General features: G+C 59.4%; 13 protein-coding genes. 6 read left to right on the forward strand and 7 right to left on the reverse strand.

Annotated features, from left to right (window positions below; genetic code table 11):
• Positions 1 to 267, reverse strand: coding sequence for a DUF6460 domain-containing protein (locus tag N7578_RS11375; protein WP_311110442.1), 267 nt, complete (start codon positions 265 to 267; stop codon positions 1 to 3).
• A gap of 176 nt (positions 268 to 443) precedes the next feature.
• Here N7578_RS11375 and N7578_RS11380 point away from each other — a divergent pair, with 176 nt between their 5' ends.
• The 3 genes from N7578_RS11380 (at position 444) to N7578_RS11390 (ending at position 2,904) form a co-directional block, all read left to right on the forward strand.
• Positions 444 to 1,388 carry a class I SAM-dependent methyltransferase gene (locus N7578_RS11380; RefSeq protein WP_311110443.1) on the forward strand — a complete coding sequence of 315 codons (945 nt, stop codon included), beginning with the start codon at positions 444 to 446 and terminating at the stop codon, positions 1,386 to 1,388.
• Between the two features lie 204 nt (positions 1,389 to 1,592).
• Entirely contained in the window at positions 1,593 to 2,204 is a 612-nt protein-coding gene (locus tag N7578_RS11385) for a YitT family protein (protein ID WP_311112477.1), read from the forward strand.
• A 58-nt stretch (positions 2,205 to 2,262) separates the two neighbouring features.
• Positions 2,263 to 2,904 carry a YitT family protein gene (locus tag N7578_RS11390; protein ID WP_311110444.1) on the forward strand — a complete coding sequence of 214 codons (642 nt, stop codon included), beginning with the start codon at positions 2,263 to 2,265 and terminating at the stop codon, positions 2,902 to 2,904.
• 27 nt (positions 2,905 to 2,931) lie between these two features.
• Here N7578_RS11390 and N7578_RS11395 read toward each other — a convergent pair whose 3' ends face one another.
• Together N7578_RS11395 and N7578_RS11400 are read right to left on the reverse strand one after the other, a co-directional pair.
• Entirely contained in the window at positions 2,932 to 3,393 is a 462-nt protein-coding gene (locus N7578_RS11395; protein WP_311110445.1) for a carboxymuconolactone decarboxylase family protein, read from the reverse strand.
• A gap of 91 nt (positions 3,394 to 3,484) precedes the next feature.
• Complete coding sequence (locus N7578_RS11400; protein ID WP_311110446.1) at positions 3,485 to 3,985, reverse strand: Rrf2 family transcriptional regulator; 501 nt, start codon at positions 3,983 to 3,985, stop codon at positions 3,485 to 3,487.
• A gap of 105 nt (positions 3,986 to 4,090) precedes the next feature.
• Between N7578_RS11400 and N7578_RS11405 the strand changes: the two genes are divergently transcribed.
• Complete coding sequence (locus tag N7578_RS11405; protein ID WP_311110447.1) at positions 4,091 to 6,610, forward strand: ligase-associated DNA damage response DEXH box helicase; 2,520 nt, start codon at positions 4,091 to 4,093, stop codon at positions 6,608 to 6,610.
• Positions 6,611 to 6,629: 19 nt separating this feature from the next.
• Positions 6,630 to 7,364, forward strand: a complete 735-nt coding sequence (pdeM, locus tag N7578_RS11410; RefSeq protein WP_311110448.1) for a ligase-associated DNA damage response endonuclease PdeM — start codon at positions 6,630 to 6,632, stop codon at positions 7,362 to 7,364.
• 41 nt (positions 7,365 to 7,405) lie between these two features.
• On the opposite strand, the gene N7578_RS11415 is transcribed toward pdeM, so the two are convergent.
• The 4 genes from N7578_RS11415 to N7578_RS11430 form a co-directional block, all read right to left on the reverse strand.
• A complete protein-coding gene (locus tag N7578_RS11415) occupies positions 7,406 to 7,843 on the reverse strand; it encodes a universal stress protein (protein WP_311110449.1) in 438 nt (145 codons plus the stop codon).
• Positions 7,844 to 7,988: 145 nt separating this feature from the next.
• Positions 7,989 to 8,813: a TIGR02186 family protein gene (locus tag N7578_RS11420; protein ID WP_311110450.1), complete on the reverse strand. Its 825-nt coding sequence runs from the start codon at positions 8,811 to 8,813 to the stop codon at positions 7,989 to 7,991.
• Complete coding sequence (locus N7578_RS11425; RefSeq protein ID WP_311110451.1) at positions 8,810 to 9,736, reverse strand: sulfite exporter TauE/SafE family protein; 927 nt, start codon at positions 9,734 to 9,736, stop codon at positions 8,810 to 8,812. The genes N7578_RS11420 and N7578_RS11425 overlap by 4 nt, the downstream gene beginning before the upstream one ends.
• A 261-nt stretch (positions 9,737 to 9,997) precedes the next feature.
• The gene (locus tag N7578_RS11430) at positions 9,998 to 13,819 is read right to left on the reverse strand and encodes a peptidoglycan-binding protein (protein WP_311112478.1); all 3,822 of its coding nucleotides are present in this window, start codon (positions 13,817 to 13,819) and stop codon (positions 9,998 to 10,000) included.
• Between the two features lie 373 nt (positions 13,820 to 14,192).
• Between N7578_RS11430 and N7578_RS11435 the strand changes: the two genes are divergently transcribed.
• Positions 14,193 to 15,989, forward strand: a complete 1,797-nt coding sequence (locus N7578_RS11435) for an acyl-CoA dehydrogenase C-terminal domain-containing protein (protein ID WP_311110452.1) — start codon at positions 14,193 to 14,195, stop codon at positions 15,987 to 15,989.
• The last annotated feature ends 27 nt before the right edge of the window (positions 15,990 to 16,016 follow it).

Below are 16,016 nucleotides of genomic sequence, written 5' to 3' on the forward strand. Positions count from 1 at the left end.
TCAGCGGCGGAAGCTCAGGAGGCGCAGGATGATAAAAACGGGAATGACGATGGTCGCGCCCAGCAGCAGATAATCGCCGATGCTGCCCAGAGCATGAAAGCCCGTGTACCAGAGGTCGAGAACAAAATCGCGGATCCCGTAAATGACGTTCCATGGCGTCAGGTTGAAGACGCTCATGACGAAACCGACGATCAGCGACACGACCAGCAGCTTGACGATCGTTCGTCCCAGACTATCACCCAGCATCTTGTTGACCTCACCGGCCATCGGCATATCTCCTAAAGTTTGCAGGCAAACGCCTCGAGCCAGACATATGAAGTCAGACGCGCCCATGCAAGTTTCAGCACACTATATTGCGCCATAGTTGCGCGTGCCATGAAATAGGACTTGAGTTTTTTTATGGCTTGATAAATGACAGCCAACCTCTTCTCAGGAAATATTGAATGGCCTCGAACCAGTTTTCTTCCGGTGACGTGATCGCGGATCGTCGGGCCGACTATGCCCGCATGCTGGCCGAAAGCGGCGATCATGCCGCCGCTGCCGAACTGATAGAGCAGGCGCTGGAACTGGCCCCGCTTTGGACGGCCGGATGGTTTCGACTGGGTGAATATAGCGAGAAGGCGGGGCAGGCGGTGAAAGCTGTCGCCGCCTATGAGAAGGTGGCCGGTCTCGATGCGGAGGGTATCTTTGCAGCGGAACTGAAGCTTGCCGTCCTGGGTGCTGCCGAAACGCCGGAGCAGCCGCCAAGCCGTTATGTCGAAGGGCTGTTTGACGATTATGCCGACCGCTTTGAAACCTCGCTGGTGGAAAAGCTGGGCTATAGCGTGCCGCAGAAACTGGCCGCGCTGATCGAAAAGGCGAAACCCGACAGTGGCGGCTTCCGATGCATCGTCGATATAGGCTGCGGGACGGGCCTGCTCGGCACGGAAATCAATGGCTGGACCGGACGGCTGGAAGGTTTCGACATCTCCGCCAACATGCTGGCCAAGGCTGGGGAAAAGGGTATTTATCATCATCTGGCGCAGGCGGACCTCTCACTTGCGGCGGATGCTTCCGGCCTGTTTGCCGACGGCCTGGCGAAGGGCCGGGCCGACCTCGTCGCCGCAGCCGACGTAATGATGTATCTCGGCAGTCTGGACACCGTCATGCCGCTTGTCGATGCACTGCTTGTCACGGGAGGGCTGTTTGCCTTTTCCGTGGAAGATGCGATCGGTGAGGAGGGCTTCGTTCTGCAGCCTTCCCTGCGCTATGCCCACTCGGAAAACTATATCCGTGGTCTACTGGCAGAATCCGGCATGGATGTGCTGGACGTCGAAAAAACCACCATTCGCAAGGATGCTGGAAAACCCCTTTCCGGCATTCTGTTTCTTTCCAGAAAACGCAGCTGATCTTTTCGTTTCTTGCCATTTTATCGATAGGTCAGCTTTGCTTACGTATCGATATTGAAACTCCGCCTGTTGCAGTGCAAAATACGCCCATGAAGCCGAACCCCAGCACGATGCTGGCGGTCAATCGGCGATGCATTTTCAACGACACAAATGGCAGATCTCTTCGGGGGTACAGGCATGGCATTCACGAGAAGCGTCTATGGCATGTGGAGTGCCGATCCGGCGAAGCACGCTCCGGTGGAAGATGTGCAGGGCATCGTGACCGGTGCCATCGTTTCGGCGCTCGGCTTTTATCTGCTCAACAAGGTCGGGCTGCTCACGGGCGGCACGGCGGGCGTCGCCTTCCTTCTCCACTATGCTTTCGGCGTCAGCTTCGGCCTGCTGTTCTTCCTCGTAAATCTGCCCTTCTATTACCTGTCCTTCCGTCGCCTCGGTCTGGCGTTTTCGCTGAAGACGTTCATTGCCATCGGCCTCGTTTCTGTGTTGACGGAACTTGAAGCGCGCTGGATGGTGATCGACAGCATCAACCCGCTCTGGGCCTCGCTGCTCGGCGGCCTGCTTCTGGGATACGGCCTGCTGGCACTTTATCGCCACCGCGCGAGCCTCGGCGGTATCGGTATTCTGGCGATCTACATTCAGGATCGTTTCGGCATTCGTGCCGGTCTTATCCAGCTTGCTTTCGATGCCTGCGTCATGGTCGCGGCTTTTGCTGTCATCAATCCGGAAACGGTCGTCTATTCCATCATCGGCGCTTTCGTCCTCAATATGTTCCTTGCCATCAACCATCGTTCGGACCGGTACATCGTCGTGCGCTGAGGCTTGAGTTTTGCGACGCGGAGGCGCAGAGAATGAGGCGAAGGAACAGGGGAAGTTGATGAGCGAAGTTGTTGAACGCAAGCTGACCAGGCTGTGGGCCTCCACGCCGGATCGCCATTCGCTGCTGGAAGACATTCAGGGCGTGCTGGCGGGCAGCATGCTGGTGTCGCTCGGCGTCACTCTGTTTTCTTCCGCGGGATTGCTGACGGGCGGCACGGTCGGGCTGGCGTTTCTGGCGCACTACGCGACCGGTATCAGCTTCGGTGCGGTCTTCTTCCTCGTCAATCTGCCGTTCTATTATCTGGCGTTTCGCCGCCTTGGCCTTGCCTTTACGGTCAAGACATTCTGCGCCATCGCCATGACGGCGGTCCTTTCGGACTACATGCCCGCCCTCTTCGCCTTTGAGAGCATCAATCCCGTTGCCGCCGCACTGTTCGGCGGACTGACGGTTGCCGCGGGCATGCTGGCGCTGTTTCGCCATCGCACCAGCCTTGGCGGTTTCGGAATTCTGGCGCTTTATCTCCAGGACCGTTTCGGCTGGCGGGCTGGTCTGGTGCAACTCGGCTTCGATGGCATGGTGCTCGTCGCATCGTTCTTCGTCGCCACCCCTTTCGTCATTGTATGCTCGATCCTTGGCGCGCTGGTCATGAACCTGACGCTGGCGATCAATCACAGAAACGACCGCTACATCGCCATGTAACGGTCGTTCTATTGCGGTCTGGTCGGCTCAGGCTGCCTTCGCGGTCGCGTCAATCGGATGCTGCGAGCGGAAGCCGACGGCGATCCGGTTCCAGGTGTTGATGGTGCCGATGGCGACCGTGATCTTGACGATCTCCTCGTCGCTGAAATGCGCCTTCAACGCGTCATAGGCATCATCCGGCGCGCCGGTTTCGGCAATCTTTGTCACGGCATCCACCCAGCCGAGAAGCGCGCGTTCCTGTTCTGTATAGACGGGCGATTCCCGCCATACGCTCATCAGGTTGATCCACTGTTCGGAAAGACCGTCCTTGCGGCTTTCCTTCACATGCATGTCGACGCAGAAGGCACAGCCATTGATGATCGAGGCACGAAGCTTGATGAGGTGAATGAAGCGGTGTTCCAGCCCGCTGTTCTGAACGTAAGTCTCCAGAGCCATCAGGGCCTTGAATGCTTCCGGAGATGCCTTGGCGTAATTCATTCGGGTTTTCATGGGATTCTCCTTGGTTACTTGGTTTCAGGGCATGCTTCATCGATCCGGAAAGCGATGCGGCAATCCGGGGTCATCTTGGAACGTCGTCAGGTCAGCGTGCGGATTTGCGCTCGTTCAGTTCAAGGAAGGCACAGCCGCGTGCGGCAATACCGCCATCGTCATTGGCGGCAAGATCATCCAGAACATCGGCAATGCTGGTTTTGGCCAGCTCCGCCCGATAGGCTTTCTCTGCTTTCAGCATGGCGGCATTGATGCCGCAGGGTTTGGTGAAATACCGTTTTGGCAGAGGGTTCGGTCCGCGTTGACGGATTTCCGCACAGCGAAAAGCCGGCTCCGGCCCCTCTACCGCCAGAACGATATCGAGCAGGGTGATCTTGTCCGTCGGTTTCGCGAGCCGGTAGCCGCCTTTCGGTCCCGGCACGGTGGCGAGAATTCCGGCACCGGAAAGCAATTGCAGGTGTTTCAGAAGGTAGCTGGTCGAAACGCCATGAAACTCCGCGAGTGCGGCGGCGGAAAGGACACCGCCGTCGGAAAGCCCCGCCAGCATTCCTACGCTGTGAATGGCCTGTTCCACGCCATCGCCAAGTTTCATCGTGTTCGCTCCTCTATCATGGATTAAAATTATCCATGATTATGTGCGGATGTCAAGTCGTACTGCTGCCCTTCTTTTTTGGGACTTTTTCACTACCTTGAGAGGATGAAATTCGCCGAGTCGTCCATTTCCGGCACCAACGTCGGTTCCTTGCCCTTGCCGTTCCAGAAGTGGTTTGCGCAAAAGGGGTGGCACCCGCGCGCGCATCAGCTGGAGCTTGCGGCGCGTGCCCACAACGGCGAAAACATGCTGCTGATCGCTCCGACGGGGGCGGGCAAGACGCTCGGCGGCTTCATGGCATCGCTGACCGATCTGGCGGAGCGCGGCAAGCTGCCGCCCGGTTCCGGTTTTGTCGGTGTGCACACACTTTACATCTCGCCGCTGAAGGCACTGGCGGTGGATATCGAGCGCAACCTGATGAAGCCCGTTTCGGAGATGGGCCTTCCGATTTCCATCGAAACCCGCACCGGCGATACGCCGCAGGGCAAACGCCAGCGTCAGAAGATCAAGCCGCCGGATATACTGCTGACGACACCGGAACAGGTGTCGCTGCTTCTCGCCAACAAGGAAGCCGAGCGCTTCTTCAAAGACCTGAAATATGTGGTGCTGGACGAACTGCACTCGCTCGTCACCTCCAAGCGTGGGCATCTCCTCTCACTGGCGCTGGCCCGTATTCGCAGGCACGCGCCAGCCATGCGCACCATTGGCCTTTCCGCTACGGTCGCGGAACCGATGGAACTGCGCCGCTATCTCGCGCCGCAGCGGGAAGGTGAACCTCCGGCCGGTCTTATAGCCGTCGATGGGGGGGCAAAGCCCAACATTTCCATTTTGCAGACGGAAGAGCGCATTCCGTGGTCGGGACACTCGGCGCGCTACGCGATGCAGGATTTGTACGGGTCGCTGAAAGAGCATCAGACGACGCTGATCTTCGTCAACACCCGCTCGCAGGCGGAGCTGATCTTTCAGGAACTCTGGACCATCAACGACGACAATCTGCCGATTGCTCTGCATCACGGCTCGCTGGATGCGGGCCAGCGTCGCAAGGTGGAAACGGCAATGGCTGAAAACCGGCTGCGCGCCGTCGTCGCCACCTCGACGCTGGATCTCGGCATCGACTGGGGTGATGTTGATCTCGTCGTGCATGTCGGCGCACCGAAGGGCGCGAGCCGTCTTGCCCAGCGCATCGGCCGTTCCAATCACCGCATGGACGAACCGTCGAAAGCCATTCTTGTACCCGCCAACCGTTTCGAGGTGATGGAGTGCCGCGCCGCACTGGATGCCAACTACATCGGCGCGCAGGATACCCCACCGATTGCCGAAGGCGCGCTGGATGTGCTGGCCCAGCATGTGCTTGGCATGGCCTGCGCCGAACCATTCGATGCGGACGAGCTTTACCGCGAGGTCACGAGTGCTTCGCCCTACGCCGACCTGCCGCGCCAAACTTTTGACCGTGTGGTGGATTTCACCGCGACCGGCGGCTACGCACTGCGCACCTATGAGCGTTATGCCCGCATCCGCCAGATGAAGGATGGCCGCTGGCGGGTGTCTAACCCGCAGGTCGCACAACAGTATCGCCTCAACCTCGGCACCATTGTCGAAGCGGCCGAACTCAATGTCCGCATGGTCAAGCGCAACGCAAAGGCCACCTTCAGGCGCGGCGGCATGTCGCTTGGCAAGGTCGAGGAATATTTCCTCGAACAGCTGGTGCAGGGCGATACCTTCCTGTTCGCGGGCAAGGTGCTGCGCTTCGAGGGCATCCGCGAAAACGAATGCCTCGTCAGCCAGGCCTTTTCCATGGACCCTAAAATTCCCTCATACGCAGGTGGCAAGTTTCCGCTGTCGACCTATCTGGCCGATCAGGTGCGCTCCATGCTGGCCGATCCATCGCGCTGGCACGCTCTCCCGGATCAGGTGCGCGACTGGCTGGGGATTCAGAAGGAGAAGTCGATCATTCCCAAGCGCGATGAACTGCTGGTCGAGACATTCCCGTTCCGCAAGCGCTTCTTCATGGTCATGTATCCGTTCGAGGGGCGTCTGGCGCATCAGACGCTCGGCATGCTGCTGACGCGGCGGCTGGAAAGGGCAGGGGCGAAACCCATGGGCTTCGTCGCCACCGATTATTCGCTGGCCATCTGGGCAATGGAAGATATCGGCACGCGCCTCAGATCCGGACGCCTTTCGCTGCCGGACCTGCTGGACGAGGACATGCTGGGTGACGATCTGGAGGCGTGGCTGGATGAATCCTTCATGCTCAAGCGCACCTTCCGGAATTGCGCGGTCATTTCCGGCCTCATTGAGCGCCGGCATCCGGGCAAGGAAAAAACGGGGCGGCAGGTCACGGTATCCGCGGACCTTATTTATGACGTTCTTCGCAGCCATGAACCGGACCACATCCTGCTGGAAGCGACGCGGCGCGATGCGGCGGCAGGGCTTTTGGACATTGGGCGTCTCGGGGATATGCTGAGGCGAATCAAGGGCCACACCAACCATTGCGCGCTGGAACATGTTTCGCCGCTGGCTGTGCCGGTCATGCTGGAAATCGGTCGCGAAACGGTGGCGGGTGAGGCACAGGACGATGTGCTGGCCGAAGCTGCCGATGAACTGATCGCAGAGGCGATGTCATGATGAAAAAGGACATGCAGACGTGCTGAGCCGCCTTGCCCTTAGCGAGAGATTTTCAACCGGTTTCGAATGCCTCGGCTCGGAGATCGAGATCAATGGCGTCGCTGGCTGGTGCGATCCCTTGGGCGGGCTCTATCTGCCTGATTTGTCGCTGCTGGTGGTCTCCGACCTGCATCTGGAAAAGGGCGCGGCGTTCGCCCGACGCGGACAGCTGCTGCCGCCTTACGACACGATTGCGACGCTGAAGATCCTCGCCTCGCTGGTCGCGCGGTATAACCCGAAGATCGTCGTCAGCCTTGGCGATAATTTCCATGATCGCGCCGGCTCCGAGTTTCTGCCGTTGCCCCTGCGCGAAATCATCAGGGAAATGGCGTTGGGCCGCGAATGGATATGGATCAACGGCAACCACGACCCGGATGGCACGGTCGATCTGCCGGGTTCGTCGGTAGACGAGATGTTTTTCGCAAATCTGGTTTTCCGCCATGAGCCGAAGGCCAGGCCAGCGGATGCGGTGGGTGAGATTGCCGGACACCTCCATCCTTCCGCCACTGTGCGCCGCCGCGAAAAGACGGTTCGCCGACCCTGCTTCGCCACGGATGGCGCGCGTATGCTGATGCCTGCTTTCGGAGTGATGAGTGGCGGGCTCGATCTGCGCCACAAGGCGATGAGCGGCCTGTTCAACCGCGATGCACTGGTTGCCCATCTCATGGGGCGGGATCGGATCTATTCCGTCAGGTTCGCGAACCTTCTTGGTTAGGGGCAAGACTGAAACAGTTTTCGCTTCCGCGCTTCATCAGGCTATTGCCGGTAGACCAGAACCGGTATCTTCGAATTCTTCAACACCCTTGCGGTAACGCTGCCGAGCATCATTTCGAGGAAACTCTTGCGGCGGTGCGAGGCCATGGCTATGAGATCGCAGCCGCTTTTGTTAGCGGCTTCGATGATCGCCTCGTCGGGCCTGCCAGCGCGTGCCAGCAGCGCATCGCATTCGATGCCCATCGATACGGCGCGATCGCGCGTATCCTTCAGAAAGTGCTCCGCCTCCTCGCAACGGTGGAATTCTTCCTCTGCAATGGCGGCGATATCTTCGACATCGCTGGCAATCACATGAAAGGGTTCCGACACCGTAACCACGGTCACCTTTGCGCCTGCGTCTCTGGCAAGAGCGAACCCGTTATCGATTGCGATCTGCGCCAGCGGCGAGCCATCGGTGGGAATGAGAATGTGCTTGAACATGCCATTTCTCCTTTTCATCCCGGCCACAGCCGCAAATCCGGCGGCAAACGCCATCTTCGGCTGTAACAGTTTGAATTTTACTGCAAACCGATGAAGGAAGCGAACGCTATCTTGTGCCGATCAGCGATGACAATGATGAATGCCGTCAATCCTTGCGGAACAGAATGCTGGCGCCCCAGCCGGTGATGACGGCAAGCAGAACGCAGAGCGTTCCGTAGGCCAGCGGCGTTTCATGCGCGGCATTGGTTATGGCCTGCTCCATGCCGGTTTTCACGACGCGCAGCTTCAGCTCGCGCTGGGCGATGAATTTGCCGCTCTTGAACAGGTATGCATGGGCGGTGTGCACGCCGTTCGGCACGTTGGCGGGAAGCCGCAGTGTTGCCCAGAAAAGGCCCGTTCGTTCAAGCCGCACGCCGGTCGCATCGTTTCGATAGATGCCGCTCGTCAGCTTGAGCCGTCTGTAGGCCTCCTGAAAATCGTACACGTTGTCGGGTACGCCGGAAAAGGCAGCACTCTTCAACGGCAGGTGATCGACGCCAAGCCCCATCGCCCGCAACGTTCCGGCGGATGCAATGGCATTGATGTCGCGCGTGCTGGCCATCGAATAGGATTCAGGCAGCGGCGTGAAGGTGATTGCACTGGTATTGATCCAGATGCCCGCGACGCGATCTTTCTTGCGCACGGTCATGTAGTCGTTCGGGCCTTCAAGCGTGACGATGATATCGTATTGACCGATCGCCAGCAGCAGTTGGTCGGTATTGTTGAGGGCGCCGAAAAGCGTGAAATCCGCCCCACGGAAATCCGAAGTTATGGGAATTTCGGTAGTCGACGCACCGATCTCGATGTTTTCCTGCAGCGGTCCCTGCTGCGGGGCAACGGGGAGGGCAAGCGGCGGTGTTTGCGCCAGCGCCGGGTTGGTGACGGCAAGGCAGTCAAGAAAAATAGCGGCAAGCAGGAGACGGAAAGTCAATATCCCAGCCCTCCCACGGCAACGGAGAACAGATCTTCCGGGCGCACCACCAGAGAGACGGCAAGACGCAGGGCGACCGCAAGCACCAGTAGTGCCAGAAGCGCGCGCAACTGTTCGCCGCGCAGTTTCTGCCCGACGCGCACGCCGTATTGTGCACCGATGACGCCGGCAACCATCAGGATGAAGGCGAGAACGACGTCGACCGAATAGTTCGTTGCGGCCTGGACAATCGTCGTGTAGGCGGTCACGAAAATGATCTGGAACAGCGATGTTCCGACAACGACGTTGGTGGGAATGCGCAACAGATAGATCATCGCCGGTACCATGATGAAACCGCCGCCCACGCCCATGATCGAGGTAAGTACGCCGATGCCGAAGCCGAGCGTGATGACCGGGATGATGCTGAGATAGATCTTCGATTTCTTGAACCGCATCTTCAGCGGCAGGCGGTGCACCCAGTTGTGCTGACCGGGCCTGCGAAGCACCACGGTTTCATTGCGTGCGCTCCGGCGCAGCGCCGAAATGCTCTCCTTCAGCATCAGCCCGCCGACGGTGCCGAGCAGGATGACGTAGAGCAGCGCAACGATGAGGTCGAGTTGCCCGATGCTGCGCAGGAATGAGAATATCCAGACGCCGACGGTGGCGCCCGCCAGACCCCCGACAAGCAGCACGCTGCCGAGCTTCACGTCGAGTGTCCCGCGCCTGAAATGGGTGATGGATCCGGATACGGATGATGCGACCACCTGGTTTGCGCCCGTTGCTACGGCGACGACGGGAGGAATGTTGTAGAAAATCAGCAGTGGTGTGATCAGAAACCCGCCGCCAACACCGAACATGCCGGATAGAAAACCGACAGCCGCACCCATGCCGAGAATGATGAAGATGTTCACCGACAGTTCTGCGATCGGCAGGTAGACAGTCACGGCTCGGACCTCGGGCACATGGTTCCGGGCGGCATGGTCTGTCCGGGTGGATAACCGTGCCGCGATTTACATTTTCTGTCTGAAAAGGCCGCACATGCCAGCCTTCATACCTCATGCCCGCGAGGACGTGAGGTGTCAACATTCAACGGGAAATACGTTGATATTTTGGAAAGATAGAGGAGGTGTGAAGGCGGATGGGGAAAGCTGGGCGCGCAGAACGCGGAAAGCGGCGCAGTTGGCCGCTTTCCGTCGTGTCATGGCTTACTTGTTGCGGTCGAGCAGTGCCGTCACCAGTTCGTTGGTGATGCGGCCATCGGGTGTCTGACCAACGGATTTCTGGAAGTCCTTGATCGCGGTAACGGTATTCTTGCCGAGCTTGCCATCAGGCGTACCAGCATTGAAGCCATTGTTGTTCAGGATCGCCTGAATGTTGCGGATCGCCTTTTCCATGTCGACGGATGCGGTTTTGACGCCTTCCTTGCCTGCCCATTCGTCGGGCGGGGTTACGCCGTTCGCATCCTCGTTCAGGGGCGTGACTTTCCAGGCATCGACCTTTGCGCGGGCGCTCTGAAGCTGCTCGGGGCTCAGCGCCTTCGCAACTTCGTCGCGCTTCTGAGCGGCGTCCCCGTCTCCATCCCTGGCGGCAATCGCAAACCACTTGTAGGACTCTTCGATATCCTGCTTCACGCCGCTGCCGCGAGCATAAAGGATGGCAAGGTTGAACTGGCTGTCACGAACACCAAGCTCGGAGGCCTTGATGAACCATTGCGTTGCGGCTGCGAAATCCGGCTGGCCCGCGGCATCGGAGGCAAGCAGGACGGCGAGATTGTGCATCGCGCCCGCGTTGCCCTGTTCCGCTGCCATCGTGTAATAACGCTTGGCTTCCGAAAGATTGCGATCAACACCGTTTGCCTTCTCGTACATGTTGGCAAGGCGGTACTGTGCGGCTGCAAGCCCGTGATCTGCGGACAGCTTGTACCATTTCGCTGCCTCGGCACGATCGGCGGTCACGCCGCGTCCGTCCGTGTAACGGGCTGCAATTTCGAACAAAGCGATCTTGTCGCCTTTCGCAGCTGCTTCGGCAAGCGAGGCAGGCTCGATGCCGGCCGGTACGGCGATGGTTTCCTGCACCTGTGCAACCTGCGGTACGGGCGTTTCGAGTTGCTGCGGCTGCTGGTTTTCAGCCGTGGTATCGGCTGTCGCAGCATCGACAGTCGGCGTTTCGGCGACAGGAGCCTCATCCGGCAAAGGTGCGCCACCGACCGTGCGTTGATCGATGGTGTTTTCCGGCTGGCCGGTCGCTTCGAGACTATCCGCGACTTCCGCCTCTTTTTGGTCGATGGCAAGATCGGACGGAATGGTCACGGCCTGCTCATTGCCATTCGGTGTGACAGAAACTGGAGCTTCACCCATTTTCTGTTCGATGGCCGGTGCCGGTGCGTCGCTGCCGGTGATGAGGGTCTTGACGAGGGGCATCGCCATCATAGCAAGAAGAATGGCGCCGATGCCGAGCAGTAGGGGACGACGATAGCGGGAAAGTGCCGAACGGCCTGTGCTTCCTGCCTGCCGGTCCGCGTCGTCTTTTTCCGGTGCGGTTTCCATGGCCGCGGCCTGTGCCGCCCGGCGTGCGGCAGCGATGAAGTCCGTACGGCTGTCGGCGTCGACAGGCTTTCCACCGGCGGCGACCTGGTTTGCGCGTACACGCTCGAGAATTTTCTTGATGTCCGGTGCGCCGGAGCCCGGCTCCAGAAGTTCGTTTTCTTCACCGGCGGGCAGAACGTCAATCGGATCGAGCGACGGCGCCGGTTCGACATGCGTGCGGCCGGAAACGGTCGGAGCAGCGGCTGCGGGTGCCATCGGTGCTTTTGCCGTACCGGAGCGGAACCGCTTCGTCAGACTGGCAAGCAGGCTCGTCCGTTCCTTCTTCGCGGGGTTGGCCACGGCGGGCGGCGCAATCGTAGCCGTGTCCGTATCGCTACCGGCCAACTGCGGTGCCTCGTCGAGGAGTGCCTGTTCTTCGGCAATGTAATCTTCTTCCGCAAAGGCTGCCGCAGGCATCCGCACGTCTGCATACGCATGCTGCTGTTCAGCTGCAGGAGACACCATGTGCTGCGCGATGGTGTGAACCGGAGCTTCGTCCCGATAGTCAGGCGAAGACGTGGTTTTGCGACCGAAATCACGGGCGATATCGCGATTGTCGAGACTGTCGAGACGACTGGCAATCTGCACCAGTGTTTCGTGCAGCGCTTCGAAAGTGCGGTGCGTACGCTCTTCGGTGTTGCGGCTCAGTTCTTCCAGGCTGCGAAGGTCGTTGGCCAGATCGCTCAGCGCCGTCATGTCGGTCAGGCTGGTGCTGGCGCCGAGATTGTTGCGCGTATAGGCTTCCAGCACGGCTTCGGCGGCCTGTCGCGCCGCTTCGATGATGTACTCATCGTTCGATGCCATATAGTCTTCGATCGCTGCCATACGGGCATCGAGTTCCGGCGGAAGACCGGCGGCTTCTGCGCGGCCGGGCTGGCTGACCAGCGAGGACAGATGCGCGATCTGGTTTTCGAGGCTGAGCAGTGCGCCGTTGTCGGCGGGTGCCGCGTGGGAGGTTTCGTCCAGACGCGCAGCAATGTCGCCGAGCCGCTCTTCCAGTCGCAGGAAGGCGCTGTCATCGAAAACAGGCGCTGGCTGCGGCTGGCTGTAACGATAGTCGAGGTCGTCTATGCGACGTGCGATCAGGTCGAGACGCTCTGCCAGACCGTCGTTTACGGCTCCATGATCCAGCGCGTCGATCTTGCGGGAAATGTCGCTCAGGAAAGACGTCAGTTCCGCCTGCTGTTGCGGGCGCTGCGAACGCTCCAGAAGCAGTGAAAGCTGGTCCAGCCGCTCATGTAGTTCCGCCGCTTCGCGGGCGGCGCTGAGTTCATCGATCTTGCCGGTCAGTGTTTCGATGCGGGCCGTCAGCTCGGACGTCGGGTCCGGCCGGGCTGCAAGGCGATTGATGTCGTCCAGCTGCTCGGCAAGGCTGCTCAGCCGTGTTTCCAGACGCTGTGCCAGCGCGTTGTCCACGGCCTGCGTGTTAGGGCGATTTCCGGCGGCGGCAATCGCGCGGCTGATTTCGTCGAGCCGCTGGTCCAGACCGGAAAACTGCTCAGTGAATGCCGCCTCGTTCGGCCGCATGTGTTTGCCAAGCTGCTCAACGGCACCTGCAATGGCGATCAGCTTTTCTTCAAGGACGCGCACGGCGGGATTGTTGCTCATGCTGCCAAGCTGGGTCTTGATATCGTCCAGACGATAGGCAAGCGAAACGATCTCATCCTGAAGGGACGACGCATCGAAACCGCGCAGGCTGTCCTCGACGGTATTCCAGCGGCTTTCGATCCGGTGCACGCTGTCTTCGCGGGCAAGCTGGTCCATCAGCAGCCGCAGTTCTTCAAACTCGCCGCGCAGGTCCTGCGCATCTGAAGGCGCAAGGCCGCCCAGCTGGTCGATGCTGCTCGCCAGCCGTGAAATGTCATCGCGAAGGTCGCCAGCGAACTGCTGGTCTTCAGCGAAGGAGCGGATGTTGCGTATTTCGGCGCGAAGACCGTGCATTTCGCGTGCCACGCCTTCAGAAATGTCACTCTTCAGCTCATGACGTAGGTTGACGAGTGCCTGTGCGATTTCCTGCATGGCTGCGTCGTTCTGCGGCTGGCGTGGTTCATTGAAGGCGGCCGACGGGCGCTGGCGGACGTTCGGCGCTGCCTGGGTTTCGTGACGTTGCGCTTCCTGCACGAGCGGCCGGGTGATTGTCCGTTCGGGTCTGGCTGCAGGCTCCTGCGCACGCTGGAAGCGTGCTTCCAACAGACGCTGGCGCTGACGGATTTCGTTGACTGGATCGAGTTGCGGCGGCGTCATCGAGGCCCGCTGGTCGCTCGGCACGGAATGCGCTGCGGCTTTCGGTTCGCTGGTGGCGGCGAGCGGCTGCTGTTCGCGAGGAAATCTCTGGCTCATCAGCCCCTCGATGCGAGCTTCCAGCCCTTCAATCGTGCGATTGAGCGCATCAAGAGACGATCTGTCGCTTGGCTGTGGAGTTTTTGATCGCAATCCGTTCATCTTCTCGCTCGCTTCGCTTGCCAACCGGAACACCTGTCTATTGCCATGATGGTGAGCGGGTCGCCGCACCGTCGTGGTGTTACTCAGGAATTTTCAAGCCGTGTCCGCCTCTTGGGGGTGAATGCGCTGATTCACGGCGCAGTTACCTTTCCGGGAACAATTCACGAAACGTGGTAAAGAAGTGGTTAACTGTGGTGGGAATTTTTTAACTTTTGCGGCAGGATTGTTTCGTCTGACGGTTGTGCCGGGTGGACAGAGATCGCGCTTCTGTTCAAAGTCGCCAAAATTATTTGACGTTTACGCGCACGTCAAATAATGTGACCGCATATCGCCGGATCATGTCCGGTTTTCACGATGCGGAGGAACATCGGTAATGCCTGTTTACAAGGCCCCTGTCAAAGACACGCTTTTCATTCTCAATGACGTTCTGGGTCTGGAGCGTTACAACAATCTGCCCGGTTTCGAAGATGCAACGCCCGACATGATCGAGGCGATTACCGGCGAGGCTGCAAAGCTTGCCGAAGAACAGCTTTTCCCGCTCAACCTTTCGGGTGACCAACAGGGCTGCAAGCGTGCCGATGACGGTTCGGTTTCGGTTCCGGATGGCTTCAAGCAGGCATACGATGCCTATTGCGAGGGTGGCTGGACCGGTCTTGCTGTACCTGTGCAATATGGTGGGCAGGGGCTCCCCTATACGCTGCACGCGGCGATCGGCGAATACATGTCGTCGGCCAACCTCTCACTGATGATGTATCCCGGTCTGACGCAGGGTGCGATCGCTGCCATCCTCGTGCACGGTACGGACGAGCAGAAGCAGACCTACCTGCCGAAGATGGTCGAAGGCACTTGGTCCGGCACCATGAACCTGACGGAGCCGCATTGCGGCACCGACCTCGGACTGCTGCGCACCAAGGCCGTGCCGCAGGGCGACGGCTCCTACAAGATCACCGGCCAGAAGATTTTCATCTCTGCTGGTGAGCATTCCATGACCGGCAATATTGTCCACTTGGTTCTCGCACGCATCGAAGGCGCGCCGGAGGGAACCAAGGGCATTTCGCTGTTCATCGTGCCGAAGTTCCTCGTTAATGCCGATGGCTCGCTGGGTGCGCGCAATGGCGTGGTCTGCGGTGCCATCGAACACAAGATGGGCATCCACGGCAATTCCACCTGTGTCATGAACTACGATGACGCGACCGGCTATCTGATCGGCGCCGAGAACAAGGGTCTTTCGGCCATGTTCGTGATGATGAACGAGGCCCGCCTTGGCGTCGGCCTGCAAGGCCTTTCGATTGGCGAAATCGCTTATCAGAACGCCGCCGAATATGCCCGCGACCGTATTCAAGGCCGTTCTCTTTCCGGCATCAAGAATCCGGACAAGAAGGCCGATCCCATCATCGTTCACCCGGATGTACGCCGCACGCTGATGACGATCCGCGCCTATAATGAGGCAGGCCGCGCCTTCCTGCTATGGACCGCGCTGCAATCCGATATCGCCCATCGTTCGCAGGATGAAAAGGAGCGGCAGGCAGCGGACGATCTGCTCGGCCTTGTCACGCCGATCCTCAAGGGTGTGCTGACCGACAAGGGCTTCGACCATGCGGTCGCCGCCCAACAGGTCTTTGGTGGCCACGGTTACATCGAGGAACATGGCATGAGCCAGTATGTCCGAGATGCCCGCATAACCATGATCTACGAAGGTGCGAACGGAATTCAGGCGCTGGACCTCGTGGGTCGCAAGCTCGGCCTCAACGGTGGCCGTGCGGTCATGGCCCTGTTCAAGGAAATCGGCGATTTCTGCGAGGAGAACCGCGCCGACGAAAATCTGGTCACCTACACCAAGGGCTTGAAGAAAGGCCTGAACGACCTTCAGGCGGCGACCATGTGGTTTATGCAGAACGCCATGGCCAAGCCGGACAATGCCGGTGCAGGCTCGACCGACTACATGCATCTCTTCGGCCTCGTCGTGCTGGGTTACATGCATGCCCGCCTGGCAAAAGCAGCCCAGGGCGCACTTGCTTCTGGCGCCGCATCGGATGAGCAATACCTCAAAGCAAAACTTGTCACGGCAAAGTTCTTCATGGAGCGTATCATGCCGGAAACGGCGCTGCGCAAGGCTCGTATTGAAACCGGTGCCGACACGATGATGGAACTGCCTGCCGAAGCATTTTGAGAATAACGGCATTCACATGCCGATAGG

The sequence above is a fragment of the Agrobacterium tumefaciens genome (assembly GCF_031801495.1).
GTDB lineage: Bacteria > Pseudomonadota > Alphaproteobacteria > Rhizobiales > Rhizobiaceae > Agrobacterium > Agrobacterium tumefaciens_K.